Below are 24,943 nucleotides of genomic sequence, written 5' to 3' on the forward strand. Positions count from 1 at the left end.
GGCCGTCGCCCCGCCCCAGCAGCGGCAAAACCACTTGCACCGCCCGGTTAGACTGGCCTCCATGGCCATTCTCCTTGCGCATTAGACGGCGTCGAAGCTTCCGCGACCGTCCCTTCCGCCGTCCACCCGCCCTGGAGTCTGTCCGTGATCACCGCTTCCGGCATCGAGTTGCGCGCCGGCGCGCGCGTACTCATCGAGTCCGCTTCCTTCCGTATCGCCAAGGGCGACCGCATCGGCCTGGTCGGCCGCAACGGCGCCGGCAAGACCACGCTCACCAAGTGCCTCGCGGGTGAGGGCATCCCCGCGGCCGGCACCATCACCCGCTCCGGCGAGGTCGGATACCTCCCGCAGGACCCGCGCACCGGCGACCTCGACACTCTCGCCCGCGACCGGATCCTCTCCGCCCGCGACCTCGACTCCGTGCTGAAGAAGATGCGCGAGAACGAGGACCGGATGGCGAACGGCCAGGGAGCCACCCGCGAGAAGGCGATGAAGAAGTACGAGCGCCTGGAGACGGAGTTCCTCACCAAGGGCGGATACGCCGCCGAGGCCGAGGCCTCCACCATCGCCGCCGCGCTCGGGCTCCCCGACCGGGTGCTCGGCCAGCCGCTGCATACGCTCTCCGGTGGTCAGCGCCGCCGGGTCGAGCTCGCCCGCATCCTGTTCTCGGACGCGGACACCCTGCTCCTGGACGAGCCGACGAACCACCTCGACGCCGACTCCATCGTCTGGCTGCGCGACTACCTGAAGACCTACCGCGGCGGCTTCATCGTCATCTCCCACGACGTCGACCTGGTCGAGACGGTCGTGAACAAGGTCTTCTACCTGGACGCCAACCGCTCGAACATCGACGTCTACAACATGGGCTGGAAGCTGTACCAGCAGCAGCGCGAGGCGGACGAGAAGCGCCGCAAGCGCGAACGCCAGAACGCCGAGAAGAAGGCCGCCGCGCTCAACTCCCAGGCCGACAAGATGCGCGCCAAGGCCACCAAGACCGTCGCCGCGCAGAACATGGCCCGGCGCGCCGAGCGCCTGCTCTCGGGTCTGGAAGACGTCCGCATGGCCGACAAGGTCGCCAAGCTGCGCTTCCCCGACCCCGCCCCCTGCGGCAGGACCCCGCTCACCGCCGAGGGTCTGTCGAAGTCGTACGGATCGCTGGAGATCTTCACCGATGTCGACCTGGCGATCGACAAGGGCTCCCGGGTCGTCATCCTCGGTCTGAACGGTGCGGGCAAGACCACGCTGCTGCGGCTGCTGGCCGGGGTGGAGAAGCCCGACACCGGCGAGGTCACCCCGGGCCACGGCCTCAAGCTCGGCTACTACGCCCAGGAGCACGAGACCCTCGACCCCGACCGCACGGTCCTGGAGAACATGCGCTCCTCCGCGCCCGACCTCGATCTGGTCCAGGTGCGCAAGACGCTCGGTTCCTTCCTGTTCTCCGGGGACGACGTGGACAAGCCCGCCGGGGTCCTCTCCGGCGGCGAGAAGACCCGTCTCGCGCTGGCCACCCTCGTCGTCTCGTCGGCCAACGTCCTGCTCCTCGACGAGCCCACCAACAACCTCGACCCGGCCAGCCGCGAGGAGATCCTCGGCGCGCTGCGCACCTACAAGGGCGCGGTCATCCTCGTCACGCACGACGAGGGAGCGGTCGAGGCGCTGGAGCCGGAGCGGATCATCCTGCTGCCGGACGGCGTCGAGGACCTGTGGGGCAAGGACTACGCGGACCTGGTCGCCCTCGCCTGACCGCCGCCGGGGGCCGCGCGGCCCCCGGTCCGGGGGTCTGCGGCGCACTGATCCACTCCGTATGGATCATTCGGCCGACACGTGATCCATCATCTGAGTGAGTGCGTCTCGTACTGCGGCGTGGCGCCGAGCGGATTGCCGCCGTCCGTGTCCCTGCCTGCGCCGGCTCCTGCCCACCCGTTCTGACCTGGCCGTTCTTCGGAAAGATCGGCCTGACGTGCGACTACGGACACTCGGAATCATGGGCTCCGGTCGTGGCGACGGCCCCGCGCACCGCAAAGCTCGTCGTACGGACCTTGCCGAATGGGTGGCCAGGAAGCCCTCAAGGGGTGATCATGAGAAGTCCAGAGCGCACTTCCCATGAGGAGGCACGGGTGGCCGAGACTCTGAAGAAGGGCAGCCGGGTTACCGGCGCCGCGCGCGACAAGCTCGCGGCAGACCTGAAGAAGAAGTACGACTCCGGTGCGAGCATCCGGGCGCTGGCCGAAGAGACCGGCCGTTCCTATGGATTCGTCCACCGGATGCTCAGCGAGTCCGGAGTCACGCTGCGGGGACGCGGCGGAGCAACACGAGGCAAGAAGGCTTCGGCCTGACGACCTGGCTCCTTCGGTCCACCGGTTCCAGGCGGTGGCCACCCGGTCGGTCGGTTGTCCGACCGGGTGGTTACTGTGCAGTCGCTTAGCTAATCTGCACCTGACTGCACCTGAACCGGAGGCGCCCCCATGACTTCGCTCGACTCTGTGCTCGACAAGGACGGCGTACGGCTCACCGTCGAGGACGCTGTTGCCACGGTGACCCTGACCAACCCGGACAAGCGCAACGCCCAATCTCCCGCTCTGTGGCGGGCGTTGGCGCAGGCGGGTCGGTCACTGCCGGGCACTGCACGGATCGTGGTGCTGCGCGGTGAGGGCAAGTCCTTCTCCGCCGGTCTCGACCGGCAGGCGTTCACGCCCGAGGGTTTCGAGGGTGAGCCGTCCTTCCTCGATCTGGCACGGGGCTCCGACGCGGAGCTCGACGCTGTCATCGCCGAGTACCAGGAGGCATTCACCTGGTGGCGTCGTAGTGATGTCATCACGATCGCGGCCGTTCAGGGCCATGCGATCGGAGCGGGCTTCCAGCTCGCCCTTGCCTGCGATCTGCGGGTCGTGGCGCAGGACGTGCAGTTCGCCATGCGCGAGACCAGCCTCGGACTCGTCCCCGACCTCACCGGCACGCACCCCCTGGTGTCGCTCGTCGGCTATGCCCGCGCGCTCGAGATCTGCGCGACGGGCCGCTTCGTGCACGCCGAGGAGGCCGAGCGCACCGGGCTGGCCAACCTTGTCGTCCCTGGCGACGAACTCGACGGCGCCGTGCGCGACCTGGCCTCCGCACTGCTCGCCGCCCCGCGCGACGCCGTGATCGAGACGAAGGCGCTGCTCCAGGGCGTCCACGGCCGTTCCTACGAGGAGCAGCGCACCGCCGAGCGCGCGGCGCAGGCGCGCCGGCTGCGGGATCTCGCGGGTATCGGGGACTGACACCGGGCGGCCGGCCGTCCCCCGGGTGGGCGAGTCGGCCGCCGTGTGATTCCCGTACGACGCCGGCCTCGCCCTCTCCCCGGCCCGCCCGGCAATCCTGGCCTGTGCGGCCCCACCTCGACCGTGACGCGTCGGCGCTGGTTGCTGTCGTGACCTGGCGCATCTCCGGAGCGAAAGCGGGCATCCCGTCCTAATGTGGACACGAAGCCCGTAATCGCCCGGAAAGGACACACGGCGATGACTGAAACCGCGCCGAGGAACCGGCCCGACCCTCCCGGCAGAGATCTGTCCGGCTCGGGCGAAGAGCCGAGGAAGCCGTCGACGACCAAGCGTGGTTCCGGGGACCCCGCGTCCCGTGGACGCACCACCATCGCCGACGGTGTCGTCGAGAAGATCGCCGGACTCGCGGCCCGCGATGTCATCGGCGTGCACGCGATGGGCAGCGGGGCGTCCCGTACCTTCGGCGCCGTCCGCGACCGCGTACCGGGCAGCGGCCGCTCCAGCGCCAGCCGCGGCGTCAAGGCCGAGGTCGGCGAGGTGCAGACCGCGCTCGACCTGGACATCGTCGTGGACTACGGCGTCTCCATCGCCGACGTGGCCCGCGCGGTCCGCGAGAACGTGATCTCCGCCGTCGAGCGGATGACAGGTCTTGAGGTCGTCGAGGTCAACATCGCGGTAGGCGACGTCAAGCTGCCCGATGAAGAGGACGACGAGCCCGAGCCACGTATCCAGTAGAGGAGCTCACGATGAGCATGGCTGTGGTCGGCCTGATCGCCGGCATGGCGCTCGCCTTCGCCGGATACTTCGGCGGTTTCGGCGCGTTCCTGCTGGTCGCTGCCTTGGGGGCGGTCGGCTTTGTGGTGGGCCGGTTCCTCGAGGGTGACCTCGAACCCGGAGAGTTCTTCCGCAGTCGCGAGCGCGGCGACCGGCCCCGGTGACCGCCGTGGCCGCCGGTCCCGCCCCCGAAGGCGGGGGAAGCGTCGCAGCCGGCGAGCGCGGGGCGACCGTCATCGCCGACCGGGTCGTGGCGAAGATCGCCGCGCGCGCGGCACGCGAGGCGCTCCACGCCGTCCCGGAAGGCGGCAGTCCGCCGCATGCCTCGGTCACGGTGCACCGTGACATCGCGCGCGTGCGGGTGACCCTGGAGCTCGACTACCCCTCCGACATCGGAGCGCAGTGCGGAGCCGTGCGTCGCCGGGTCGCGGAGCGGGTAAAGGCGTTGGCGGGGATGGACGTGCCCGAGGTCGCCGTGCTCGTCGAACGGCTGCACTCGGTGCACTCACGCTCGGCCGGGCAGGGGAGGATCAGATGAGTGAGCCGGTACCGCCCGGGGCACCCGTGCTCGACCTCGACCAGTCCTCCTCGGCGGCGGCCTACGACCGCGCCGGTGCACCGGCGGAGGGCGACGGCGGCAGGGCAGGGCGCTTCTGGTCGGTGCGCAGGGTGCCGGCCGCACTGCTGGCGCTCGTCGTGCTCGGCGGGGCGGGCGTCCTGCTGTACGACGTCGCCGCCGTCCGTGCGGGCCGGCCGGGCATGCAGTGGCGCCGCGTCACGGCGGAGCGCCTCGCCACCTGGCAGGCCGACAACACCTGGGTGATGGTGGCCGCGTCCGTCGCGGTGCTCCTCGGCCTCGTGCTCCTGGTCCTCGCCCTGAGCCCGGGACTGCGGTGGCTGCTGCCGATGCGGCGCGAGGCCCCCTCCGTCCGTGCGGGCCTCGACCGGGAGGCGGCGGCCCTGGTGCTGCGCGACCGGGCGATGGAGGTGTCCGGGGTGCAGTCCGTACGGGTGCGGATGCGGCGCGGCAAGGTGTCCGTGCGAGCCCGCTCCCACTTCCGCGAACTCGACGACGTACGCCGGGACCTGGACGCCGCGGTGGGCTTCGGCATCACCGAACTCGGGCTCGCCAAGCCGCCGTCCCTGGCCGTGCACGTCGGCCGGCCGCCCGCGAAGAAGGGGTGAGGCACCGTGCTCCGGATCGTCAACCGGGTCCTGATCGGCCTCGCCGGCCTGGTGCTCGTGTGCCTGGGCGGAGGCGTGCTCGCGGCCGCGGCGGGCCTCGCGGTGCCGTCCTGGTGGCCCTGGGACGGACCGCACGACGTACTGCTCAGCGACGCCGACCGGGAGCGGTGGCGCGACGAGGGCTGGTGGTGGCCGGTGGTCATCGCCGTTCTCGCGCTGCTGGTGCTCCTGGCGCTGTGGCACTTCATCGCCCAACTGCGCCGCAAGCGCCTGGCGGAGGTCCTGGTCGAGAGCGGCGACGGCGAGGGCGCGCTGCTGCGGGGCCGGGCGCTGGAGGGCGTCCTGGAGCGCGAGGCGGAGTCCCTGGACGGGGTGGCCCGCGCCCACATCATGCTCAGGGGCAGCCGTACGGCCCCGGCGACGCGGGTGGGCCTCCTGCTGGAGCCCCATGCGTCCCCCCGTGAGACGCTGGCGCGCCTCACGGACGAGGCGGTCACCCACGCGCGCGAGTCGGCGGGACTGGAGTCGCTGCCGACGGAGGCCCACCTGCGCGCGGCGAAGCACACCCCGCGCAGGGTGTCCTGACGGCGGATCGGTCGGCCCGGGCGGTCAGAAGCCGTGGCGTGCGCCGCCGTCCACCGGGAGCATGATGCCGGTGAGATACGAGGCGGCGGGGGAGAGCAGGAACGCCGCCGTGCGGCCGAACTCCTCCGGGGTGCCGTAGCGCCGCAGCGGAATACGGGACTCGTTCGACGCGCGGGCCGCGTCCGCGTCCCCCGAGAGCGCGTCCAGCTCCCGCACCCGGTCCGTGTCGATCCGCGCGGGGAGCAGGCCCACCACACGGATGCCCTGCGGACCGAGCTCGTCGGCGAGGGACTTCGCGAAGCCCGCGAGCCCCGGGCGCAGCCCGTTCGAGATGGTCAGGCCGGGGATCGGCTCGTGGACCGAGCCCGACAGCACGAAGCCGATGACGCCGCCCTCGCCGAGCGCCGCCGCGGCGGTGCGCGCCATCCGCACCGCTCCGAGGAACACCGACTCGAACGCCGACTGCCACTGCTCGTCGGAATTGTCCGCGGCGAACCCGGGCGGCGGCCCGCCCACGCTGATCAGCACCCCGTCGAAGCGCCCGAAGTGCGCCCGCGCGGCGGCGATCAGGCGCTCCGCGCCCGACGGCTCGGCGTTGTCCACCGAGACCCCGACGGCGTTCGCGCCGAGCTCGGCCGCGGCGTCCGCGACGGTCTTCTCGTCGCGCCCGGTGATGACGACCTTCGCCCCGTCGGCGACCAGCGCACGCGCGGACGCGTTCCCCAGCCCTCGCGAGGCACCCGTGACGATGTAGACGCGGTCCTTCAGTCCAAGATCCATGGGCCTATCCTGCATCCTCGTCCGCGCTCAGCGCGAGAGCCGTGTGCACCAGAGCGATATGGCTGAACGCCTGCGGGAAGTTCCCCAGCTGCCGTTCCGAGACCGGGTCGTACTCCTCGGCCAGCAGCCCCACGTCGTTGCGCAGCGAGAGGAGCCGCTCGAACAGCTCCCGCGCCTCCTTCCCCCGCCCCGTCATCCGCAGCGCGTTCGCCAGCCAGAACGAGCACGCCAGGAACGCCCCCTCGTCGCCCGGCAGCCCGTCGACGGTGCGGCCCTCCGTGCTGTAGCGCCGGACCAGGCCGCCCTGCGTGCCGAGTTCGGCGCGGACCGCGTCCACCGTCCCGATCACCCGCGGGTCCTCGGGCGGCAGGAACCCCACCTGGGGGATGAGCAGCGTCGCGGCGTCGAGCTCCTTGGACCCGTAGTACTGCGTGAACGTGTTCCGCTTCGGGTCGTACCCCTTCTCGCACACCTCCCGGTGCACCTCGTCCCGCATGGCCCGCCAGCGCGACACGTCACCGCGCAGCGCCGGGTCCTGCTCCAGGGTCCGCACCGCGCGGTCCGCCGCCACCCACGCCATCACCTTGGAGTGCACGAAGTGACGGCGCGGACCCCGTACTTCCCACAGGCCCTCGTCCGGCTCACGCCACTTCGACTCCAGGAAGCCGAGCAGGCTCAGCTGGAGGTACCACGCGTGCTTCTCCGGCGCGAGGCCCGCCTCCCGCGCCAGATACAGGGAGTCGATGACCTCGCCGTAGACATCGAGCTGGAGCTGGTCCACGGCGGCGTTGCCGATGCGCACCGGACGGGAGCCCGCGTACCCGGCCAGCCACGGCAGCTCCGTCTCGGGCAGCCGCCGCTCCCCGGACAGGCCGTACATGATCTGCAGGTCGGCCGGGTCACCCGCGACCGCCCGCAGCAGCCAGTCCCGCCAGGCCTCGGCTTCGTCCTGGTAGCCGGCCGCGATCATCGCGCCCAGGGTCAGGGTCGAGTCACGCAGCCAGCAGAAGCGGTAGTCCCAGTTGCGTACGCCGCCCAGCTCCTCCGGCAGTGAGGTGGTCGGGGCGGCGGCGATCCCCCCGGTCGGCGCGTACGTCAGCCCCTTCAGGGTGATGATGGAGCGGATGACGGCCTCGCGGTAGGGCCCCTTCATGTCGCACCGGTGGGCCCACTCCTCCCAGTCCGACACACAGGACTCCAGTGCCTCGTAGGGGTCGACGAGGTCGGGCCGCGGCTCGTGCGAGGGATGCCAGGTGAGCACGAAGGCCACCTTCTCGCCCTCGCGGACCGTGAAGGAGGAGACCGTGCTGTACTGCTGGCCCCACGTCTTGACCTCGGGTTCGCTCCGCAGCCACACCGAGTCCGGCCCCGCGACCGCGACCCGGTGGCCGTCCTCCCGGCGCATCCACGGCACGATCGAGCCGTAGTCGAAGCGCAGCCGCAGCGTCGAGGTCACCTCGACCCGGCCGCTGACACACTCCACGATGCGCATCACATCGGGAGTGGCGTCCCGCTGGGGCATGAAATCGATGACCTTGACCGTGCCGGTGCGCGTCTCCCACAGCGTCTCCAGGACGAGCGAGTCCCCGACGTAGCCGCGCCGGGTGCAGGTGCCCGCGCCCTCGGGAGCGATCCGCCAGTGGCCGTTGTCCTTGTCACCGAGGATGGCGGCGAAGCATGCCGCCGAGTCGAAGCGGGGCAGACAGAGCCAGTCGATGGATCCGTCCGTGCCGACCAGGGCCGCGGTCTGCAGATCGCCGATGAGCGCGTAGTCCTCGATGCGTAGGGTCACGCAGTGGCGTGTTCCCTCAGCGCGCGGCCGTTAAGCAGGCGGTATGCCCTTCCCCCGAGGGGCCGTCAGACGTTCGCGGGCGCCGGCTCCGGCGTGCTCCGTGCCGCCGCGGTCCGCCGGTCCCGCATTTCCCTGCGGACGAGAATCACCCAGCCGACGGGTACCCCGGCGGTGAACAGCCACCACTGGACGGCGTACGCCATGTGCGCGCCGATCGACTGGTGGTCGGGTTCGGCGATCAATTCGGGGCTGCTCCCGGCCGGCTCGGGCGCCGACTGCTCCAGATAGCCGCCGAGCACCGGCCGGCCCAGCGCCTTCGCCTGCTGCGCGCTGTTGATCAGCATGATCTGGCGCGGCGGCAGACCGGCGAGGTCCTTGATGCCGCTGTCCTTCGTCGTCTCGTCCGCCTTGAGCCGGCCGGTGATCGTCACCGTGCCCCTGGCGGCCGGCGGGACGGTCGGGAAGGCCTGCTGGTCGGCCGCGGTGGGGATCCAGCCGCGGTTGACGAGGACGGCCCGGCCGTCGGCGAGCACCAGAGGGGTCAGGACGTGGAAGCCGACCCGCTCGTCGGCATTGGTGCGGCGGCGGACGACGACCTCGTGCGCGGTGTCGTACGTGCCGGTGGCGGTGACGCGGCGCCAGTAGTCCGCGCGGGGAACGGTGTGCCCGAGGGAGGTGAGCTCGGTCACCGGGACCGGCTTCGCCTCCAGGTTCCGGGCGATCAGCGCGTTCTGCTCGACCCGCCGTTCATGGCGGTGCAACTGCCAGAAACCCAGCTCGACCATCGTGGGGATGAGAACGAGACCGATGAGGGTGAGGATCACCCACTGCCGGGACAACAGGAAGCGGTACACGGCTTCGACCGTACCCGCTGCGGCGCGGCGCCCGGACGGTGGGTCCCGTCCGGGCCGGCTCCGCCGGACCTCACACCTTGTCGACGATGCCCACCTGCCCCTCCGCCCGGGCGCAGTGCCCGCCGCAGTACCAGTGACCCCCGACCTCGACGCCCTGGCCGATGATCTGGACCCGGCAGTGCTCACAGATGGGCGCCATGCGGTGAATGGCGCAGGAGAAGCAGTCGAAGACGTGCACCGCGCCCTGCGCGTGCACCTCGAAGGACATGCCGTAGTCGTTTCCGCAAACCTCGCAACGTGCCATGCGCCACAGGGTGCGGGGCCCGGTCGCCGAAGCGTGGGCGGCACGCCCGGTCATCACCCGTCTGCCGGGTCCACATCCCGCAGCAACTGGGTGAACGCCGCCTCGTCGATCACCGGGGTGCCGTACGACTTCGCCTTGACGGTCTTGGAGGTGGCCGAGTCCGGGTCGTTGCTCACCAGCAGACTGGTGAGCCGGGAGACGCTGGTGGCGATGTGGAGTCCCGCCTCGATCGCCCGGTCCTCCAGCAGTTCGCGCTCCACCGAGGTGTCGCCCGAGAACGCCACCCGCATGCCCTGCTTGAGGGGCTTGTCCGCTTCGTACCGTCCGGGGTTGGGGTAGGGGCAGGCCGGGCGGCGGCGCGCGGGACGCCAGGTGCCCCGCCCGTAGGGCGACTGTCCGTACGACGGCTGATGGCCGATGCGCGGGGTGACGGGGGAGTCCGACCACTCGGTCAGCGGACGGCATTCGAGCAGCGGCAGCCGCACCCCGTCCCGGGCCGCGGTGTGCAGACTCGGCCGGAAGGCCTCGGCCAGCACCCGCGCGTCGTCGAGCGCGTGGTGCGCCCGCTGCTGCACGACCCCGAAGTGCGCGGCGAGCGACGCCAGTTTGTGGTTGGGCAGCGGCAGCCGGAGCTCCTTGGCCAGGGCGATGGTGCACAGCCGCTGACGGGTGGGCGCCGTCTCCCGCGCGCGGGCGTACTCCCGCGCGATCATCGACCAGTCGAAGATGGCGTTGTGCGCGACGAGCACCCGGCCGTCGAGGCGTTCGGAGAAGTCGGCGGCGATGTCCCCGAACAGCGGGGCGCCTTCGAGTACATCGCTCGTCAGCCCGTGGATCCACACCGGTCCCGGGTCACGCTCGGGGTTGACCAGGGTGTACCAGTGGTCCTCGACTTCACCCCGGGCATCGAGGCGGTACACGGCAGCGGAGATTATCCGGTCGTCGCGGGCGAGTCCGGTGGTCTCCACGTCGACGACCGCGTATCCCCGGGGATACGCGGCCGGCCACGGTGCCGCTGTCGAGATGTCGTCGAGCATGGTCACAGAGAATACGGGCCGGGACTGACAACACCTGCCCGGGCGTCACCTGACCGTGTACCAGAACGCATGGCACCGGCGGGTGCGGGCCGCCCGGACGAGAGGCTCTAGGCCGGGTCCGCCGCGCGGGTCCGCGCCGGTGGCGCCGGTGGCTCAAGGAGTGCGCTCACCAACGCCCGTACCGATGTCTCGAACAGCTTCTCCGGGTCCGCCGGCCGCGAGAGCGCCCTCGCCAGCGCCGGGTCGTGCTCCGCGGTACGGGTGTCCCACAGCTCCCCCCGGGCGGGGGACTGGACGGGCGCGCGGTCGCGGTTGCGTTCGACGAGGACGAAGCCGACGACCTGGTACTGCACGGAGCGCACCACCTCCGCGGCGCGGGCGCCGCGCAGCCCGGCCGCGTGCACCTCGTGGACGAGGGCCTGCTGTGCGGGCAGGAACATCCGGTCCGTGAGGCCGCGTTCGTGCACCATCGCGATCAGATGGGGCCGCTCGCGCAGCTCGCGGTGGAGGCGGCGGGCGACCGAGACGATGCGCTGCGCGGGGGTGCGGCCGGCGGGCCGGATCGCTCCCATCTCGTGGACCGTGCGCTCCACCAGCGCGTCCAGAAGGGACTCGCGGTTGCCCACGTGCCAGTAGATCGAGGTGACGGCCGTGCCGAGTTCGGCGGCGAGCTTGCGCATGGTGAGGGCCTGCGGGCCGAGCTGCCGGACGAGGGCGGCCGCCGCGTCGAGAACATCGTCACGGGTCAGCGCGGTACGGGTCATGATGCCCTCAATTCTCGTGCCTGCACGGCTCTTTACCCTTCATCGGCTCCGGTGTAACTGTGTTACAGCCCGCTGTGCGGCGGACCCCCCGGAAAGGCACTCCCAGGAAGGGCGGTACGACATGACACGCGTACGGTACGGCGCGCGCTCGGCGGCGGAGATCTCCGCCGCCCGCGCGGCAGGAACGAAGCTCCCCGACATCTGGTCGACGGGCGTCGTCGCGGTGTGGGAGAGCGATCCGGACGCGGTGGCCGCCGTACTGCCGCCACCGCTGGTGCCGGCCGAACGGCCGCTCGTACGGGCCGCCGTCAGCCGGGTGCAACTGCCCGGCTATCCGCTCGGCGCCGGTTCGGTCGCGGTATCGGCCCGGCACGACGGGCGCGAGGGCTGGTACCCGCTGGTCATGCCGATGACCCATGAACGCGCGCTGATCGGCGGCCGCGAGGTGTTCGGGGAGCCGAAGAAGCTGGGCGACGTCACCCTGGAACGGGACGGACTCGTCGTCCGTGCCGCGCTCGCACGGCACGGCATCGCCTTCGTGGAAGTGCGCGGCGCCGTCGCCGGACCGCTCCCGTTGCCGGAGCCGGCCGAGAAGCTCGACTTCTACTTCAAGTTCCTGCCCGCCGTGGACGGTTCGGGGTTCGACGCCGACCCCGTCCTCGTGCACTGCGTCCGCCACGAGAAGGTCCGCAGACTGGAACGCCTCACCGGCGACGTGGTGCTCCGCGAGTCCATGTACGACCCCGTCGCCGACCTCCCCGTACACCGCGTCGTCGAGCTGACCATCGGCGAGAAGACCAGCGACCAGAAGGGCATGGTCGCCGGGCGGGTGAGCGCGCGGGAGTTCCTGCCCTACCTCCACCAGCGCTACGACGACCCGCAGCAGATCCTGGACGGCCCTCCCGCCGGGAGCGTCCGATGAGACTGACCGAAGGACAGGTCGCCGTGGTCACCGGCGCCGCCAGTGGCATCGGACGCGCGATGGCACGGCGGTTCGCCGCCGAGGGTCTCGCGGTGGTCCTCGCCGACGTCGAGGAGAGCGCCCTGCGCGAGGCCGCCGGTGAACTCGCCGGCGACGGCGCGAAGGTGCTCGCCCGGGTGGTCGACGTCTCCGACCGCGAGGCGGTGTTCGCGCTGGCCGACGCCGCCTACGAAGCCTTCGGCGCCGTCCATGTGCTCTGCAACAACGCGGGCGTCGGATCGGGCGCCGAGGGACGGATGTGGGAGCACGAGCCCAACGACTGGAAGTGGGCCTTCGCCGTCAACGTCTGGGGTGTCTTCCACGGCATCCAGGCCTTCGTGCCGCGGATGATCGCGAGCGGCGAGCCCGGCCACGTCGTCAACACCTCCTCCGGCGACGGGGGCATCGCCCCGCTGCCGACCGCTTCCGTCTACGCCGTCACCAAGGCGGCCGTCGTCACCATGACCGAGTCGCTGTACGCCCATCTGAAGGCGGAGAACGCCCGCGTCGGCGCCTCCGTCCTCTTCCCCGGCCCCCACATGCTCCGTACCGGACTGTGGGAGTCGCACCGCAACAGGCCCGCGCGCTATGCGAAGGAGCGGCCCCGCAGGACCCCGTACCGCACCCTCGGCCAGTGGGAAGCGGCGATGAAGGAGGCCGGGCAGGACGTGGCCTTCACCCCGGTCGAGGACGTCGCCGCTTTCGTCGTCGAGGGCATCCGCGCCGGCCGTTTCTGGATGCTGCCGCCGGGCGAGCACAGCGACCGGCAGATCCGCGCCCGGTCGGCGTCGATGCTCGACCGGACCGACCCCTCCTACCTCGAGCGCTTCATCCTGGATTGAGGACGTGTCATGACGGACCGGAACGACCCGTACCTGATCATCTCCTCCGACTGCCACGCCGGACTGCCGACGGAACGGTACCGGCCCTATCTGGACGCCCGGTTCCACCGCGCGTTCGACGAGTTCCTCGCCGGCCGGGACGCCCGGCGTGAGGACATGACACGCCTCGGCGTGCGCAACGAGGACTTCGCCGCCCGGTGGTTCAGCGACAACGAGGAGGGCCTGAAGGGAGGTTGGGACTCGGATCAGCGCATCAAGGAACTCGACGGTGACGGAATCGCCGCCGAAGTGGTCTTCCCCGACGCGGACGCCGTCGACAGCGGCACGGCCGCGCCCTTCGGTGTCGGGCTCGGTCTCCGCGGCGACCAGGACCCGGACCTCGGGATGGCCGGGGCCCAGGCCCACAACCGGTGGCTCGCCGAGTTCGTCGGCGAACACCCCGAACGGCACTGCGGGGTGGCGCTGTTGCCCGTCACGGGCGAGGTCGGGCGCGTCGTCGCCGAGATCCACCGGGCCAGGGAGTCGGGCCTCGGCGCCCTGATGATCCCCTCGATGTGGATGGACAAGGCCCCGTACCACGACCGGCGGTACGACCCGGTCTGGGCGGCCGCCGAGGAGACGGGCATGCCCCTCGTCACCCACTCCGGCGCGGCACCGCGCCACGAGTACGGCGACCATCTGGGCATCTATGTCTCCGAGGTCACCTGGTGGCCGGCCCGCCCGCTGTGGTTCCTGCTCTGGTCCGGAGTCTTCGAACGCCACCCGGGCCTGCGGTTCGGCGTGGCCGAGTCCGGCTGCTGGTGGCTGCCGAACCTGCTCTGGTTCATGGACCGGCTCTACCTCGGGGCGCACGGCGGCAAGAAGCTCTCTCCGTTCGCCGAACTGCGCCGCCCACCCAGCGAGTACCTCGACCGGCAGGTCTTCGTCTGCGCCACCAACACCAAGCGCCGCGAACTCGCCCAGCGGTACGAGATCGGCGTCGACAACATCCTGTGGGGCAGCGACTTCCCGCATCCCGAGGGCACCTGGCCGAAGACACGCGAGTGGCTGCGGAACACCTTCCACGACATCCCCGTCGCGGAGACCCGCCGGATGCTCGGACTGGCCGCCGCCGAGGTCTTCGGCTTCGACACCGCGAAACTGGAGCCCGTTGCCCGGCGTATCGGCCCCACACCGGCAGAGCTCGGCCAGTCCGCCGACCAGCAGGCCGTGGAAGCCTCCTGGGCGGCGTCGCGCGACGTGGGCCGGCACTGGCTGACCGACCACGACTTCCCGGTCCTGGGGGTCTCCTGATGCCCGCCGACCGTTACACCGTCATCTCCGCCGACTGCCACGCCGGAGCCGATCTCCTCGACTACAAGCCGTACTTGGAGAAACGCCACCACGACGACTTCGACGCCTGGGCCGCCACCTACGTCAATCCGTACGAGGACCTGCTCGCCGACACGGCCGACCGCAACTGGAACTCGGCGCGCAGGCTCGCGGAACTGGAGGCGGACGGCATCGTCGCCGAGGTCGTCTATCCGAACACCATCCCGCCGTTCTTCCCCAGCGCCTCGCTGATGGCCCCGGCGCCCACCCGCGAGGAGTACGAGCGGCGCTGGGCAGGACTGCGCGCCCACAACCGATGGCTCGCCGACTTCTGCGCCGAGGCCCCGGGACGCCGGGCCGGGGTCGCGCAGATCCTGCTGAACGACCCCGACGAGGCGGTGCGGGAGATCCGCCGCACCCGGCAGGCCGGTCTCACCGGCGGGATCCTGCTGCCCGGCACCCCGCCGGGCTCCGGACTGCCGGAGCTGTACTCGCAGACGTACGACCCGATCTGGGCGGTCTGCGACGAGCTCGGCGTGCCCGTCAACCATCACGGCGGGTCGGCGTCCCCGCCGCTGGGCGAGGAACCGGCGGCCCGGGCGGTCTTCATGGTGGAGACGACCTGGTTCTCGCACCGGGCGCTGTGGCATCTGATCTTCGGCGGTGCCTTCCGCCGCCACCCCGGCCTCACCCTGGTGCTGACCGAGCAGGGTTCCGGCTGGATCCCGGGCGTGCTCGACATGCTCGACTACTACCACGGGAGGCTGGTCGCGGCGGCGGCGCGGACGGCGACGGCCGAGTCCAAGTTCGGTGCCGGGCTCGCCGCCGCGATGGGCCGGGGGCCGAGCGAGGTCTGGCGGGACAACTGTTTCGTCGGGGCCAGCTTCATGCGGCCCCACGAGGTGCCGCTGCGTGACCGGATCGGTCTCGACAAGATCATGTGGGGCTGCGACTACCCGCACGACGAAGGCACCACCCCCTACTCCCGCGAAGGCCTCCGCATCGCCTACGCGGGTCTGCCGCCCGACGAGATCGCGGCGATGGCCGGGGGCAACGCCGCCCGGGTCTACGGCTTCGACCTCGGCCTGCTCGACCCGATCGCGGCGCGTGTCGGTCCGACGGCGCAGGAGATCGCCCGGCCGCTGGACGACGTCCCGCAGGGCGCGACCAGTCCCGCGTTCGCCCGGGGCGGGTCGGTGCGTGCGTGGTGACATCCGCGGTGGGAACCTCCCCGCATGAGTGGACCGACTCCCCGAACGCCGCATGACGAGCCCCACGGCCGAGCACTCGGCTCGCGGCTGAACTGGCTGCGGGCCGCGGTGCTCGGCGCCAACGACGGCATCGTCTCCACCGCCGGTCTCGTGGTGGGCGTCGCCGGTGCCACCTCCGACCGCGACGCCCTGCTGACCGCCGGCCTCGCCGGCCTGCTCGCCGGTTCGATGTCCATGGCCACCGGCGAGTACGTCTCCGTGTCCACCCAGCGGGACTCGGAGAAGGCGGCACTGACCCTGGAGAAGCGTGAGCTGCGCGAGCAGCCGGACGCCGAACTCGACGAACTGACCGGCCTGTTGACGGCTCGGGGGCTGTCACGGGAGGTGGCCAGGGAGGCGGCCGTCCAGCTCACCGAGCGCGACGCGCTGCGCGCCCACGCGAGCGTGGAGCTCGGTATCGACCCGGACGACCTGGCCGACCCCTGGCGCGCGGCCTTCGCCAGCCTGCTCGCCTTCACGACCGGGGCGCTGCTGCCCCTGCTGGCGATCGTGCTGCCGCCGGATCAGCTCCGGCTGCCGGTGACCGTCGTCTCGGTCCTGGTGGCTCTCACCCTCACCGGCTGGTGGAGCGCGCGGCTCGGAGACGCCCCCGCCGGCCGGGCGGTGCTGCGGAACGTCGGCGGGGGAGCGGTGGCGATGGCGGTGACGTACGGAGCGGGATCGCTGCTGGGCGCGGTGGGGGTCTGACGGGCGGTCCGCCGAGCGGCCGCAGGTCGGGACGCCCCCGGGGATGCACGACGGTCTGCTGACATCCCGTCTCGCATACTTGTCGGTAACACCATCTAGCCGTGCCCCTCACCCTGCCTCTACCGTGCACGCATGCCGCACCTGCCCGATGTCGTGCTGTGGTCGATACCCGCCTTCGTGCTGCTCACCGTCCTGGAGATGGTCAGCTACCGCCTCCACCCCGACGACGACGCCGCCGGATACGAGTCAAAGGACGCCGCCACCAGTCTGGGGATGGGGCTCGGGAGCCTCGCCTTCGACTTCTTCTGGAAGATCCCGATCCTGGCGATCTACACGGTGGTGTACGAACTCACCCCGGCCCGCGTGCCCGTCCTGTGGTGGACCGTGCCGCTGATGCTGCTCGCCCAGGACTTCTTCTACTACTTCAACCACCGCGGGCACCACGTGGTCCGCATCCTGTGGGCCTGCCATGTGGTCCACCACTCCAGCCGGAAGTTCAACCTCAGCACGGCCCTGCGCCAGCCCTGGACGAGCCTGACCGTCTGGCCGTTCTATCTGCCGCTCGTCGCCTGCGGAGTGCACCCGGCCGCGCTCGCGTTCTGCTCGTCCGTCAGCCTGGTCTACCAGTTCTGGATCCACACGGAGCGGATCGACAAGCTGCCGCGGCCCTTCGAGTACGTCCTGAACACGCCCTCGCACCACCGGGTGCACCACGCCTCGCAGGGCGGCTACCTGGACCGCAACTTCGGCGGCATCCTCATCGTGTGGGACCGGATCTTCGGCTCCTTCGCGCCGGAGACCGAGCGGCCCGTCTTCGGGCTCACCAAGAACATCCAGACCTACAACCCGCTGCGGGTGGCCACCCATGAGTACGCGGCCATCGCCCGCGACGTACGGGCGGCGGCCACCTGGCGGGAGCGGGCCGGGCGCGTGTTCCGCGGCCCCGGCTGGCAGCCGGCCGGCAGGGGGACCGCCGCGGCGGCACCGGCCCCGGCCCCGGCCCCGGAGAAGGTCGCCTGACGCGCACACCCCGGCCGGCGTCTCGGGGCCGTTCCCGCGGGCGTACCGTGAAGTCGGACAGTTGTCCGATCCGACTGATCAGCAAGGACCCGCAGCATGCGCGCCACCGTCATCCACGCCCCGCACGACATCCGCGTGGAGGAGGTGCCCGATCCCACGGTCCAGCAGCCCACCGATGTGGTCCTGCGGGTGCTGCGGGCCTGTATCTGCGGCAGCGACCTGTGGGCGTACCGCGGTGACAGCGCCCGGCAGCCGGGGCAGCGCATCGGCCACGAGTTCCTGGGCGTCGTCGAGGAAGCGGGCGCCGAGGTCACCGGATTCCGCCCCGGCGATCTGGTCGTCGCGCCCTTCGTCTGGTCCGACGGCACCTGCGAGTACTGCGCCGCCGGTCTCCAGACCTCCTGCCCCCGCGGCGGCTTCTGGGGCTCCGTCGGCTCCGACGGTGGCCAGGGCGAGGCGGTCCGGGTGCCGTTCGCCGACGGCACCCTCGTGAAGCTGCCCGCCGAGGCCGCGTCCGACGACCGCCTGCTCACGGCGCTGCTCGCGCTCTCCGACGTCCTCGGTACCGGCCACCACGCCGCTGTCGGCGCCGGCGTGACCCGGGGCACCACGGTCGCCGTCGTCGGTGACGGCGCCGTCGGGCTCTGCGGTGTGCTGGCCGCCAAGCGGCTCGGTGCCGAGCGGATCATCGCGCTGGGCCGTCACGAAGCCCGCACCGACATCGCCCGTACCTTCGGCGCCACCGATGTCGTCGCCGAGCGCGGTGACGCGGCCGTCGAGGCCGTCCGCGAGCTGACCGGCGGCGGCGCCCACGCCGTGATCGAGGCCGTCGGCACCGAGCAGTCGATGCGTACGGCCGTCGGGATCACCCGCGACGGCGGCGCGATCGGCTATGTCGGCGTGCCGCACGGCAGCGGCACCGGCCTGGACCTGAGCGTGATGTTCGACCGCAACATCTCGCTGCGCGGCGGGGTCGCACCCGTGCGCGCCTACATTCCCGAGTTGCTGCCGGACGTCCTGGACGGCTCCGTCGACCCGTCGCCGGTCTTCGACCTGTCGGTCGGGCTCGACGGCGTTCCGGCCGGCTACCGCGCGATGGACGAGCGCACGGCGCTGAAGGTCCTCGTCAAGCCCTGACCCACGGCCTGAGGAACGACGAGACATACGGAGGGGCCGGACGCGGTGATCGCGTCCGGCCCCTCCTGCGCTGCGACTACCGGCGAACCGCGTCCAGGGCGTCGGCGACGCCCGTTCCGTAGAAGCCGTTGTCCCGCTTGCCGCCGACGCAGACCGCGTCGACGGTTCCGTTGCCGTCGATGTCGTACGGGTTCGTGCAGGCCGTGTCGTCGGCCTGCCCGTACAGCATCGCCTTCACGGCGGCCGCCGAAGCGTTCAGGTGCTTCGACTTGATGAGCGCGACGACGCCCGCGACGTGCGGCGAGGCCATCGACGTACCGGCCTTGTAGCCGTAGCCGCCGTTCGGCAGCGTCGACAGGATGCGGCCGTCGACGGCCGGAGCCTCGGGCTTCTGGTAGATCGTCGAGTCGCCGCCGGGGGCGGAGATGTCGATCACGCCGTTGCCGTAGTTGGAGTACGAGGACTTCAGGTTCTTCGCACCGAGCGCGGAGACCGTGACGACACCCGGGATCTGGGTGGGAATGTCCAGGCACTCACTCGGGTCGATGACGCGCGTGCCCGGCGTGGTGTCGTTCGGGCTCGTGGTGTCCGTGAGCTCGTCCGCCGCCAGGTCCATCCGCGAGTTGCCGGCCGCGGCGACGTTCACCGCGCCCTTGCGCTCCGCGTACTTGATTGCGCGCGCGTGGGCGTCGATCAGCGCCTTCTGGTCGGCGTCGTTCTTGCAGTTGAACAGCCACGGGTCGGTGTAGTAGCTGTTGTTGGTCACGTCGACGCCGTGCTCGGCCGCCCACACGAAGCCGCAGACGACGGCCTCCGTGTAGAAGAAGCCCTCGGTGGTCGACACCTTGATGCCGGAGACCTTGACGCCCGGTGCGACACCGGTGACGCCGACGCCGTTCTTGGCCGCGGCTATCGTGCCCGCGACGTGCGTGCCGTGGTCGCTCTCGTTCGCGGCGGGCCGCCACGAACCGGGAGTGGTGTCGGGCTTGCCGGTGACACAGTTCGCCGAGGCGCGCGTGTCGAAGTTGGGCGCGAGGTCGGGGTGGGTGTCGTCCACGCCCGTGTCGATGACCGCGACCGTGACCTTCTTGCTGCCGAGCGACTTCTTGTGGGCCTGGTCCGCCTTGATGGCGGGCAGGTCCCACTGGAGCGGCTCGAGCGGGTCCTGGTCCGCGCCGGCCTTCGTGGCGGCGGCCTTGGCCTCGGCGGCGGTGAGCGGACGCTCCGACTCGATGGCCGTGTCGGTCGCGGCGGCGAGCGGCGCGGTACGCGTGGCACCGGCCGAGTCGACACCCCTGACCTTACGGATGGTCTTGGCGAAGTCCGGGTTCTGCGAGTGGACGACGATGACGCCTATCTGGTCGTAGGCGATCACCACCGAACCGCCGGCCTTGGCTATGGCCTTCTTCACCGACTTGGCAGTGCTGTGACCGCTCTTGACGTTCACCACGTACGACAGCTTCGGACCGTCGGTCGCCACCACCGCGGGCGTCTCGTCCGCCGGGGCTGCCGAGGCGGCTCCCGCGGGAAGGAAGCCGAGCGAGGCCGTGAGCGCCAGACCTGCGGGCAGGGCAATAACGCGCCGCCGTCTGGATCCCAGATGAGCCATGGGTTCTCCACATCATCCGTGACAACCGCCCAGACACCCGGTGCGCATGGGCGGGTACATGACCAGCGAAGCTATCGCCGATCTTGACCCTCATCAATGTGTTCGAGAAGAAAACCAAGAAGAAAAAGGCTGATGTTGAACCGGCCCGGCGTGCTCTCCGTGCCGTTGTCAGGGAGTGGAGCAACATCAAACCGTTCCCCGACAGCACGTTCTTTCTTGTCCATCCCCACCGCACCCGCGTCGCGAGGAGATTTCCGTGGCATCCGATGCACCGCCGCCGAAGGGCGGTCCGGACGGCAGTCCCGCCCAGCCCACGACAGAGCAGTTCGTCGAGGTGCAGGAGAGTCCGGAATTCGGCGAACTGCGCCGCACCTACCGCTCCTTCGCCTTCCCCCTGACCATCGCCTTCATCAGCTGGTACCTGCTGTACGTGCTGCTCTCGAACTACGCGGGCGGCTTCATGGGCACCAAGCTCTTCGGCAACATCAACGTGGCCTTCGTCTTCGGCCTCGCCCAGTTCGCCACGACGTTCCTCATCGCCTGGCTCTACTCGCGTTTTGCCGCGGCGAAGCTCGACCCGAAGGGTGAGGCGATCAAGTCCCGGATGGAGGCAGAGCTGTGAGCAACACCCTCCAGCTGGCGGCGGACAGCGCGACCACCGAGCACCGGCCGCTGATCATCACTTTGTTCGCGCTCTTCGTGGTGGCGACCCTGGGTATCACCGTCTGGGCCGGCCGGCAGACCAAGAGCGCCTCCGACTTCTACGCGGGCGGCCGTCAGTTCACCGGTTTCCAGAACGGTCTGGCCATTTCCGGCGACTACATGTCGGCGGCCTCGTTCCTCGGTATCGCGGGTGCCATCGCCCTCTTCGGCTACGACGGCTTCCTGTACTCCATCGGCTTCCTGGTGGCCTGGCTGGTCGCGCTGCTGCTGGTCGCCGAACCACTGCGCAACTCCGGCCGTTACACGATGGGCGACGTCCTCGCCTACCGGATGCGCCAGCGCCCGGTCCGTACCGCGGCGGGCACCTCCACCATCGTCGTCTCGATCTTCTATCTGCTCGCGCAGATGGCCGGCGCCGGTGTGCTCGTCTCCCTGCTGCTCGGCATCACCAGCGACGGCGGCAAGGTCGCGATCGTCGCCCTCGTCGGTCTGCTGATGATCGTGTACGTCACCATCGGCGGTATGAAGGGCACCACATGGGTGCAGATGGTCAAGGCCGTCCTGCTCATCGCGGGCACCCTGCTCATCACCTTCCTGGTGCTGCTGAAGTTCAACTTCAACATCTCCGACCTGCTCGGCACCGCGGCCGAGAAGAGCGGCAAGGGCTCGGCGTTCCTGGAGCCCGGACTCAAGTACGGCGTGACCGAGACCTCGAAGCTGGACTTCATCTCCCTCGGGATCGCCCTCGTCCTCGGCACCGCCGGACTGCCGCACATCCTCATCCGCTTCTACACCGTCCCGACGGCCAAGGCCGCCCGTAAGTCGGTCATCTGGGCCATCGGCATCATCGGCGGCTTCTACCTGATGACCATCGCGCTCGGCTTCGGAGCGGCGGCACTCGTCGGGCCGGAAGAAATCACCGCGTCCAACAAGGCGGGCAACACGGCGGCGCCACTGCTGGCGCTGCACATCGGCGGCGTCGATTCCGCCGGCGGCGCCATCCTGCTCGCGGTCATCTCCGCGGTCGCCTTCGCCACCATCCTCGCCGTGGTCGCGGGACTGACGCTCGCCTCGTCCTCGTCCTTCGCGCACGACATCTACGCCAACGTCATCCGCAAGGGACAGGCCACCGAGAAGGAAGAGGTCCGCGCGGCCCGCTGGGCGACGGTCGCCATCGGCGTCGTCTCCATCGGCCTCGGTGCGCTCGCCCGCGACCTCAACGTCGCCGGACTCGTCGCCCTCGCCTTCGCGGTCGCCGCGTCCGCGAACCTGCCCACGATCCTCTACAGCCTGTTCTGGAAGAGGTTCACCACTCAGGGCGCCCTGTGGTCCATCTACGGCGGTCTGACCGCCTCCGTGGTCCTGGTGCTCTTCTCGCCTGTCGTCTCCGGCAAGCCCACGTCGATGTTCAAGAACCTCGACTTCTACTGGTTCCCGCTGGAGAACCCCGGCCTCGTGTCCATCCCGCTGGGCTTCCTGCTCGGCTGGGTCGGCTCGCTGCTCTCCAAGGAGGAGCCCGACAAGGGCAAGTACGCGGAGCTGGAGGTCAAGTCCCTCACCGGCACCGGAGCCCACTGATCCGGTTCCCGTACGGACGGTTGTACGGGTCCACAGCGCGGCCGCGTCGTAGAGTCCTACGACGCGGCCGCGTCGTACCTCGTGACAATCGGGCCCCTACCGATGTCACAGCCCTGACGTAGGCTCGACAACAGAGAGATCCGCACAACAGATCCAGACAGATCCGTTCCGTTCCGGGGAGGGGGCCCACAGTGCTCATCGACACCTTTGACCGTGTGGCTACGGACCTGCGCGTTTCCCTGACCGACCGGTGCAATCTGCGCTGCACCTACTGCATGCCCGAAGAGGGACTGCAGTGGCTGGCCAAGCCCGATCTGCTCAGCGACGACGAGATCGTCCGCCTCATCCGTATCGCCGTGACCACCCTCGGTATCACCGAGGTCCGGTTCACCGGCGGCGAGCCGCTGCTGCGGCCCGGCCTGGTGGGGATCGTGGAGCGCTGCGCGGCCCTGGAGCCCCGCCCCCGGATGTCGCTGACCACCAACGGCATCGGACTCAAGCGCACGGCGGCCGCGCTCAAGGCCGCGGGCCTGGACCGCGTCAACGTCTCGCTGGACACCCTGCGACCCGACGTCTTCAAGACGCTGACCCGCCGCGACCGGCACCGCGACGTCCTCGACGGCCTGGAGGCCGCCCGGGACGCGGGCCTGACCCCGGTCAAGGTGAACACCGTGCTGATGCCGGGCCTCAACGACGACGAGGCGCCCGACCTCCTCGCCTGGGCCGTGGAGCACGACTACGAACTGCGCTTCATCGAGCAGATGCCGCTGGACGCCCAGCACGGCTGGAAGCGCGACGGCATGATCACCGCCGGTGACATCCTGGAGTCCCTGCGCACCCGCTTCACGCTCACCGCCGAGGACGACGGCGAGCGCGGCTCGGCGCCCGCGGAGCGCTGGCTGGTGGACGGCGGACCGCATCGCGTCGGCGTCATCGCCTCCGTCACCCGCCCGTTCTGCCGCGCCTGCGACCGCACCCGGCTCACCGCCGACGGCCAGGTCCGCACCTGTCTGTTCGCCCGCGAGGAGACGGACCTGCGTGCCGCGCTGCGCTCGGACGCGCCCGACGAGGAGGTCGCCCGGCTGTGGCGGCTGGCCATGTGGGGCAAGAAGGCCGGCTCGGGTCTCGACGACCCCTCGTTCCTCCAGCCCGACCGCCCCATGTCGGCGATCGGCGGCTGAGCCTCAGAGGTCACCCGACAGGCTCTCAGCGCTCGCCGGACGCTCCGGCGTTCCGTTCCCACTCCTCGAGCGTCACGACGTCCTTGAGGAAGCCGCGCAGGTCTAGGAAGTGGGACAGATGCTCACGGTGTTCGTCGCACGCGAGCCAGGTCTTGCGGCGGTCCGGCGTGTGCAGCTTCGGGTTGTTCCACGCCAGCACCCACACCGCTGCCGTACGGCAGCCCTTGGCGGAACAGATCGGGGTCTCGTCACTCACCGGATCATTGTCCCCCACCGTGCCCTCACAAAGGCGACGCCGAGCAGCCACGGGGGGAGCTGCCCGGCGTCGGTCCGTCGCTCCGACGGGGGATGCGGAGCGCGTACGAAGTATGTCACGGGTAACGGGGTGCGAGGCACCGGAACTTCATGATTGATCTGAGCTTTTCCTGAGCTTGGCAAGCCCGGGGAATTCAGCCCCGTTCGCGCTCCGGAGTCTCTTTCGCAAAGGGCCCCGCACCGGCCTCGGATTCCGCCGAGGCGCTCGCCGAAGAGGTCGCCGAGGAGGTCGTCGCGGGAGGCGGGAGCATCGGCCGCGACGGTGCGGGCACGTACGTCGACGGCATCGAAGGGGCGTTCTCACGGCCCGCGTTGGCGATCACGACGGCCACATAGGGCAGGAGGATGCCGAGCACGAGGGCCACGATCGCCACATGACGTTCCACATTCCACAAGGTGGCGGCGAGAATCACGGAAATGGTCCGTACCGACATCGAGATCACATAACGCCGCTGCCGTCCGCGGACATCGTCGGCAAGACCCTGCCGGGCCCCGGTGATCCGGAAGACCTCTGCGTTCGTCTGCTTCCGCATCACGATCACCACCCGATTTCCCTGCCGGACGCTCCCTGGTCCTGACCCCGTCCACGGTACGCCGCCGTTCCGTCGGCTACGAGAGGGGGTCGGGTGGACGCGCGCAGGGCGATGCCGGGTGCCGTGCACGGATGGCGTCGCCCGACATGCGCGGTATGCGCGATGGGCCGAGACTGGCGGCGTACCTGCTCGCAGAGCCTGACAAGGAGGCAGCCATGGGCTGGTTGTGGGCCATCATCGTCGGATTCGTGCTGGGCCTGATCGCCAAGGCGATCATCCCGGGCAAGCAGCACAGCCCGCTCTGGCTGACCACCATTTTCGGCATCATCGGCGCCCTGATCGGCAACGCCCTGGCGCGTGCCTTCGGCATCGCGGCCACCCCGGGCATCGACTGGGGCCGGCACGCGCTCCAGCTGGGAGCGGCGATCGTGATCGTCTTCCTCGGTGACATGGCGTACACCTCGGTACGCGGCAGCAAGAAGGAACGCGCCTGACCCGGAACG

At 70.6% G+C, this 24,943-nt stretch carries 28 protein-coding genes; 19 read left to right on the top strand and 9 right to left on the bottom strand.

The features are described from left to right. Window positions 1-144: 144 nt before the first annotated feature. The 8 genes from RPQ07_RS28700 to amaP all read left to right on the top strand — a co-directional run bounded on the left by RPQ07_RS28700 (window position 145) and on the right by amaP (window position 5,801). A complete protein-coding gene (locus tag RPQ07_RS28700) occupies window positions 145-1,743 on the top strand; it encodes an ABC-F family ATP-binding cassette domain-containing protein (protein ID WP_313947108.1) in 1,599 nt (532 codons plus the stop codon). Between the two features lie 374 nt (window positions 1,744-2,117). After that, window positions 2,118-2,336, top strand: coding sequence for a helix-turn-helix domain-containing protein (locus RPQ07_RS28705; protein WP_019060653.1), 219 nt, complete (start codon window positions 2,118-2,120; stop codon window positions 2,334-2,336). Between the two features lie 129 nt (window positions 2,337-2,465). Then, entirely contained in the window at window positions 2,466-3,257 is a 792-nt protein-coding gene (locus RPQ07_RS28710) for an enoyl-CoA hydratase/isomerase family protein (protein ID WP_313947109.1), read from the top strand. A gap of 237 nt (window positions 3,258-3,494) precedes the next feature. Then, window positions 3,495-3,992, top strand: a complete 498-nt coding sequence (locus tag RPQ07_RS28715; protein ID WP_313947110.1) for an Asp23/Gls24 family envelope stress response protein — start codon at window positions 3,495-3,497, stop codon at window positions 3,990-3,992. Between the two features lie 11 nt (window positions 3,993-4,003). Then, on the top strand, window positions 4,004-4,195 hold the full coding sequence (locus RPQ07_RS28720; protein ID WP_313947111.1) for a hypothetical protein: 192 nt from the start codon (window positions 4,004-4,006) through the stop codon (window positions 4,193-4,195). Between the two features lie 5 nt (window positions 4,196-4,200). Further along, window positions 4,201-4,569: a hypothetical protein gene (locus tag RPQ07_RS28725; RefSeq protein ID WP_313947112.1), complete on the top strand. Its 369-nt coding sequence runs from the start codon at window positions 4,201-4,203 to the stop codon at window positions 4,567-4,569. Next, window positions 4,566-5,216: a DUF6286 domain-containing protein gene (locus tag RPQ07_RS28730; RefSeq protein WP_313947113.1), complete on the top strand. Its 651-nt coding sequence runs from the start codon at window positions 4,566-4,568 to the stop codon at window positions 5,214-5,216. Before RPQ07_RS28725 ends, RPQ07_RS28730 begins: the two co-directional genes overlap by 4 nt. Window positions 5,217-5,222: 6 nt before the next feature. After that, complete coding sequence (gene amaP / locus RPQ07_RS28735; protein ID WP_313947114.1) at window positions 5,223-5,801, top strand: alkaline shock response membrane anchor protein AmaP; 579 nt, start codon at window positions 5,223-5,225, stop codon at window positions 5,799-5,801. Between the two features lie 24 nt (window positions 5,802-5,825). Here the strand turns inward: amaP and RPQ07_RS28740 are convergent, their stop codons facing one another. From RPQ07_RS28740 to RPQ07_RS28765, 6 genes are all read right to left on the bottom strand, one after another. Then, on the bottom strand, window positions 5,826-6,581 hold the full coding sequence (locus RPQ07_RS28740; RefSeq protein ID WP_313947115.1) for an SDR family oxidoreductase: 756 nt from the start codon (window positions 6,579-6,581) through the stop codon (window positions 5,826-5,828). Between the two features lie 4 nt (window positions 6,582-6,585). Next, on the bottom strand, window positions 6,586-8,373 hold the full coding sequence (locus RPQ07_RS28745; RefSeq protein ID WP_313947116.1) for a glycoside hydrolase family 15 protein: 1,788 nt from the start codon (window positions 8,371-8,373) through the stop codon (window positions 6,586-6,588). 65 nt (window positions 8,374-8,438) lie between these two features. Next, the gene (locus RPQ07_RS28750) at window positions 8,439-9,227 is read right to left on the bottom strand and encodes an SURF1 family protein (protein ID WP_313947117.1); all 789 of its coding nucleotides are present in this window, start codon (window positions 9,225-9,227) and stop codon (window positions 8,439-8,441) included. A 70-nt stretch (window positions 9,228-9,297) separates the two neighbouring features. Beyond that, window positions 9,298-9,531, bottom strand: a complete 234-nt coding sequence (locus RPQ07_RS28755) for a hypothetical protein (protein ID WP_313947118.1) — start codon at window positions 9,529-9,531, stop codon at window positions 9,298-9,300. A gap of 53 nt (window positions 9,532-9,584) precedes the next feature. After that, window positions 9,585-10,574: a DEDDh family exonuclease gene (locus tag RPQ07_RS28760; protein WP_313947119.1), complete on the bottom strand. Its 990-nt coding sequence runs from the start codon at window positions 10,572-10,574 to the stop codon at window positions 9,585-9,587. A 101-nt stretch (window positions 10,575-10,675) separates the two neighbouring features. Further along, window positions 10,676-11,332 (bottom strand): TetR/AcrR family transcriptional regulator, encoded by a 657-nt coding sequence (locus RPQ07_RS28765; protein ID WP_313947120.1) that lies wholly within the window; start codon window positions 11,330-11,332, stop codon window positions 10,676-10,678. Between the two features lie 121 nt (window positions 11,333-11,453). Between RPQ07_RS28765 and RPQ07_RS28770 the strand changes: the two genes are divergently transcribed. The 7 genes from RPQ07_RS28770 to RPQ07_RS28800 all read left to right on the top strand — a co-directional run bounded on the left by RPQ07_RS28770 (window position 11,454) and on the right by RPQ07_RS28800 (window position 18,561). Further along, complete coding sequence (locus tag RPQ07_RS28770; RefSeq protein ID WP_313947121.1) at window positions 11,454-12,254, top strand: acetoacetate decarboxylase family protein; 801 nt, start codon at window positions 11,454-11,456, stop codon at window positions 12,252-12,254. Beyond that, the gene (locus RPQ07_RS28775) at window positions 12,251-13,135 is read left to right on the top strand and encodes an SDR family NAD(P)-dependent oxidoreductase (protein WP_313947122.1); all 885 of its coding nucleotides are present in this window, start codon (window positions 12,251-12,253) and stop codon (window positions 13,133-13,135) included. Before RPQ07_RS28770 ends, RPQ07_RS28775 begins: the two co-directional genes overlap by 4 nt. A 9-nt stretch (window positions 13,136-13,144) precedes the next feature. Beyond that, window positions 13,145-14,428 carry an amidohydrolase family protein gene (locus RPQ07_RS28780; RefSeq protein WP_313947123.1) on the top strand — a complete coding sequence of 428 codons (1,284 nt, stop codon included), beginning with the start codon at window positions 13,145-13,147 and terminating at the stop codon, window positions 14,426-14,428. Next, window positions 14,428-15,657 carry an amidohydrolase family protein gene (locus tag RPQ07_RS28785; protein WP_313947124.1) on the top strand — a complete coding sequence of 410 codons (1,230 nt, stop codon included), beginning with the start codon at window positions 14,428-14,430 and terminating at the stop codon, window positions 15,655-15,657. Before RPQ07_RS28780 ends, RPQ07_RS28785 begins: the two co-directional genes overlap by 1 nt. Before the next feature lie 24 nt (window positions 15,658-15,681). Then, window positions 15,682-16,404, top strand: a complete 723-nt coding sequence (locus RPQ07_RS28790; protein WP_313947125.1) for a VIT family protein — start codon at window positions 15,682-15,684, stop codon at window positions 16,402-16,404. A 132-nt stretch (window positions 16,405-16,536) separates the two neighbouring features. Further along, on the top strand, window positions 16,537-17,424 hold the full coding sequence (locus tag RPQ07_RS28795) for a sterol desaturase family protein (RefSeq protein WP_313947126.1): 888 nt from the start codon (window positions 16,537-16,539) through the stop codon (window positions 17,422-17,424). Window positions 17,425-17,520: 96 nt separating this feature from the next. Next, complete coding sequence (locus RPQ07_RS28800) at window positions 17,521-18,561, top strand: zinc-dependent alcohol dehydrogenase family protein (protein WP_313947127.1); 1,041 nt, start codon at window positions 17,521-17,523, stop codon at window positions 18,559-18,561. Window positions 18,562-18,637: 76 nt separating this feature from the next. Here RPQ07_RS28800 and RPQ07_RS28805 read toward each other — a convergent pair whose 3' ends face one another. Next, a complete protein-coding gene (locus tag RPQ07_RS28805) occupies window positions 18,638-20,170 on the bottom strand; it encodes a S8 family peptidase (protein ID WP_313947128.1) in 1,533 nt (510 codons plus the stop codon). Window positions 20,171-20,426: 256 nt separating this feature from the next. Here RPQ07_RS28805 and RPQ07_RS28810 point away from each other — a divergent pair, with 256 nt between their 5' ends. The 3 genes from RPQ07_RS28810 (at window position 20,427) to moaA (ending at window position 23,592) form a co-directional block, all read left to right on the top strand. Then, window positions 20,427-20,792 (top strand): DUF485 domain-containing protein, encoded by a 366-nt coding sequence (locus RPQ07_RS28810; protein WP_313947129.1) that lies wholly within the window; start codon window positions 20,427-20,429, stop codon window positions 20,790-20,792. Further along, window positions 20,789-22,411 (top strand): cation acetate symporter, encoded by a 1,623-nt coding sequence (locus RPQ07_RS28815; protein WP_313947130.1) that lies wholly within the window; start codon window positions 20,789-20,791, stop codon window positions 22,409-22,411. Before RPQ07_RS28810 ends, RPQ07_RS28815 begins: the two co-directional genes overlap by 4 nt. 191 nt (window positions 22,412-22,602) lie before the next feature. Beyond that, the gene (gene moaA, locus RPQ07_RS28820; RefSeq protein WP_313947131.1) at window positions 22,603-23,592 is read left to right on the top strand and encodes a GTP 3',8-cyclase MoaA; all 990 of its coding nucleotides are present in this window, start codon (window positions 22,603-22,605) and stop codon (window positions 23,590-23,592) included. 25 nt (window positions 23,593-23,617) lie between these two features. Here the strand turns inward: moaA and RPQ07_RS28825 are convergent, their stop codons facing one another. Both RPQ07_RS28825 and RPQ07_RS28830 read right to left on the bottom strand, forming a co-directional pair. Then, complete coding sequence (locus RPQ07_RS28825; protein ID WP_313947132.1) at window positions 23,618-23,848, bottom strand: hypothetical protein; 231 nt, start codon at window positions 23,846-23,848, stop codon at window positions 23,618-23,620. 193 nt (window positions 23,849-24,041) lie between these two features. Then, window positions 24,042-24,440 carry a DUF3099 domain-containing protein gene (locus tag RPQ07_RS28830; protein ID WP_313947133.1) on the bottom strand — a complete coding sequence of 133 codons (399 nt, stop codon included), beginning with the start codon at window positions 24,438-24,440 and terminating at the stop codon, window positions 24,042-24,044. A gap of 215 nt (window positions 24,441-24,655) precedes the next feature. Here RPQ07_RS28830 and RPQ07_RS28835 point away from each other — a divergent pair, with 215 nt between their 5' ends. After that, entirely contained in the window at window positions 24,656-24,934 is a 279-nt protein-coding gene (locus RPQ07_RS28835) for a GlsB/YeaQ/YmgE family stress response membrane protein (RefSeq protein WP_313947134.1), read from the top strand. Window positions 24,935-24,943: the final 9 nt, after the last annotated feature.

The sequence above is a fragment of the Streptomyces sp. AM8-1-1 genome (assembly GCF_032229325.1).
Lineage (GTDB): Bacteria > Actinomycetota > Actinomycetes > Streptomycetales > Streptomycetaceae > Streptomyces > Streptomyces achmelvichensis.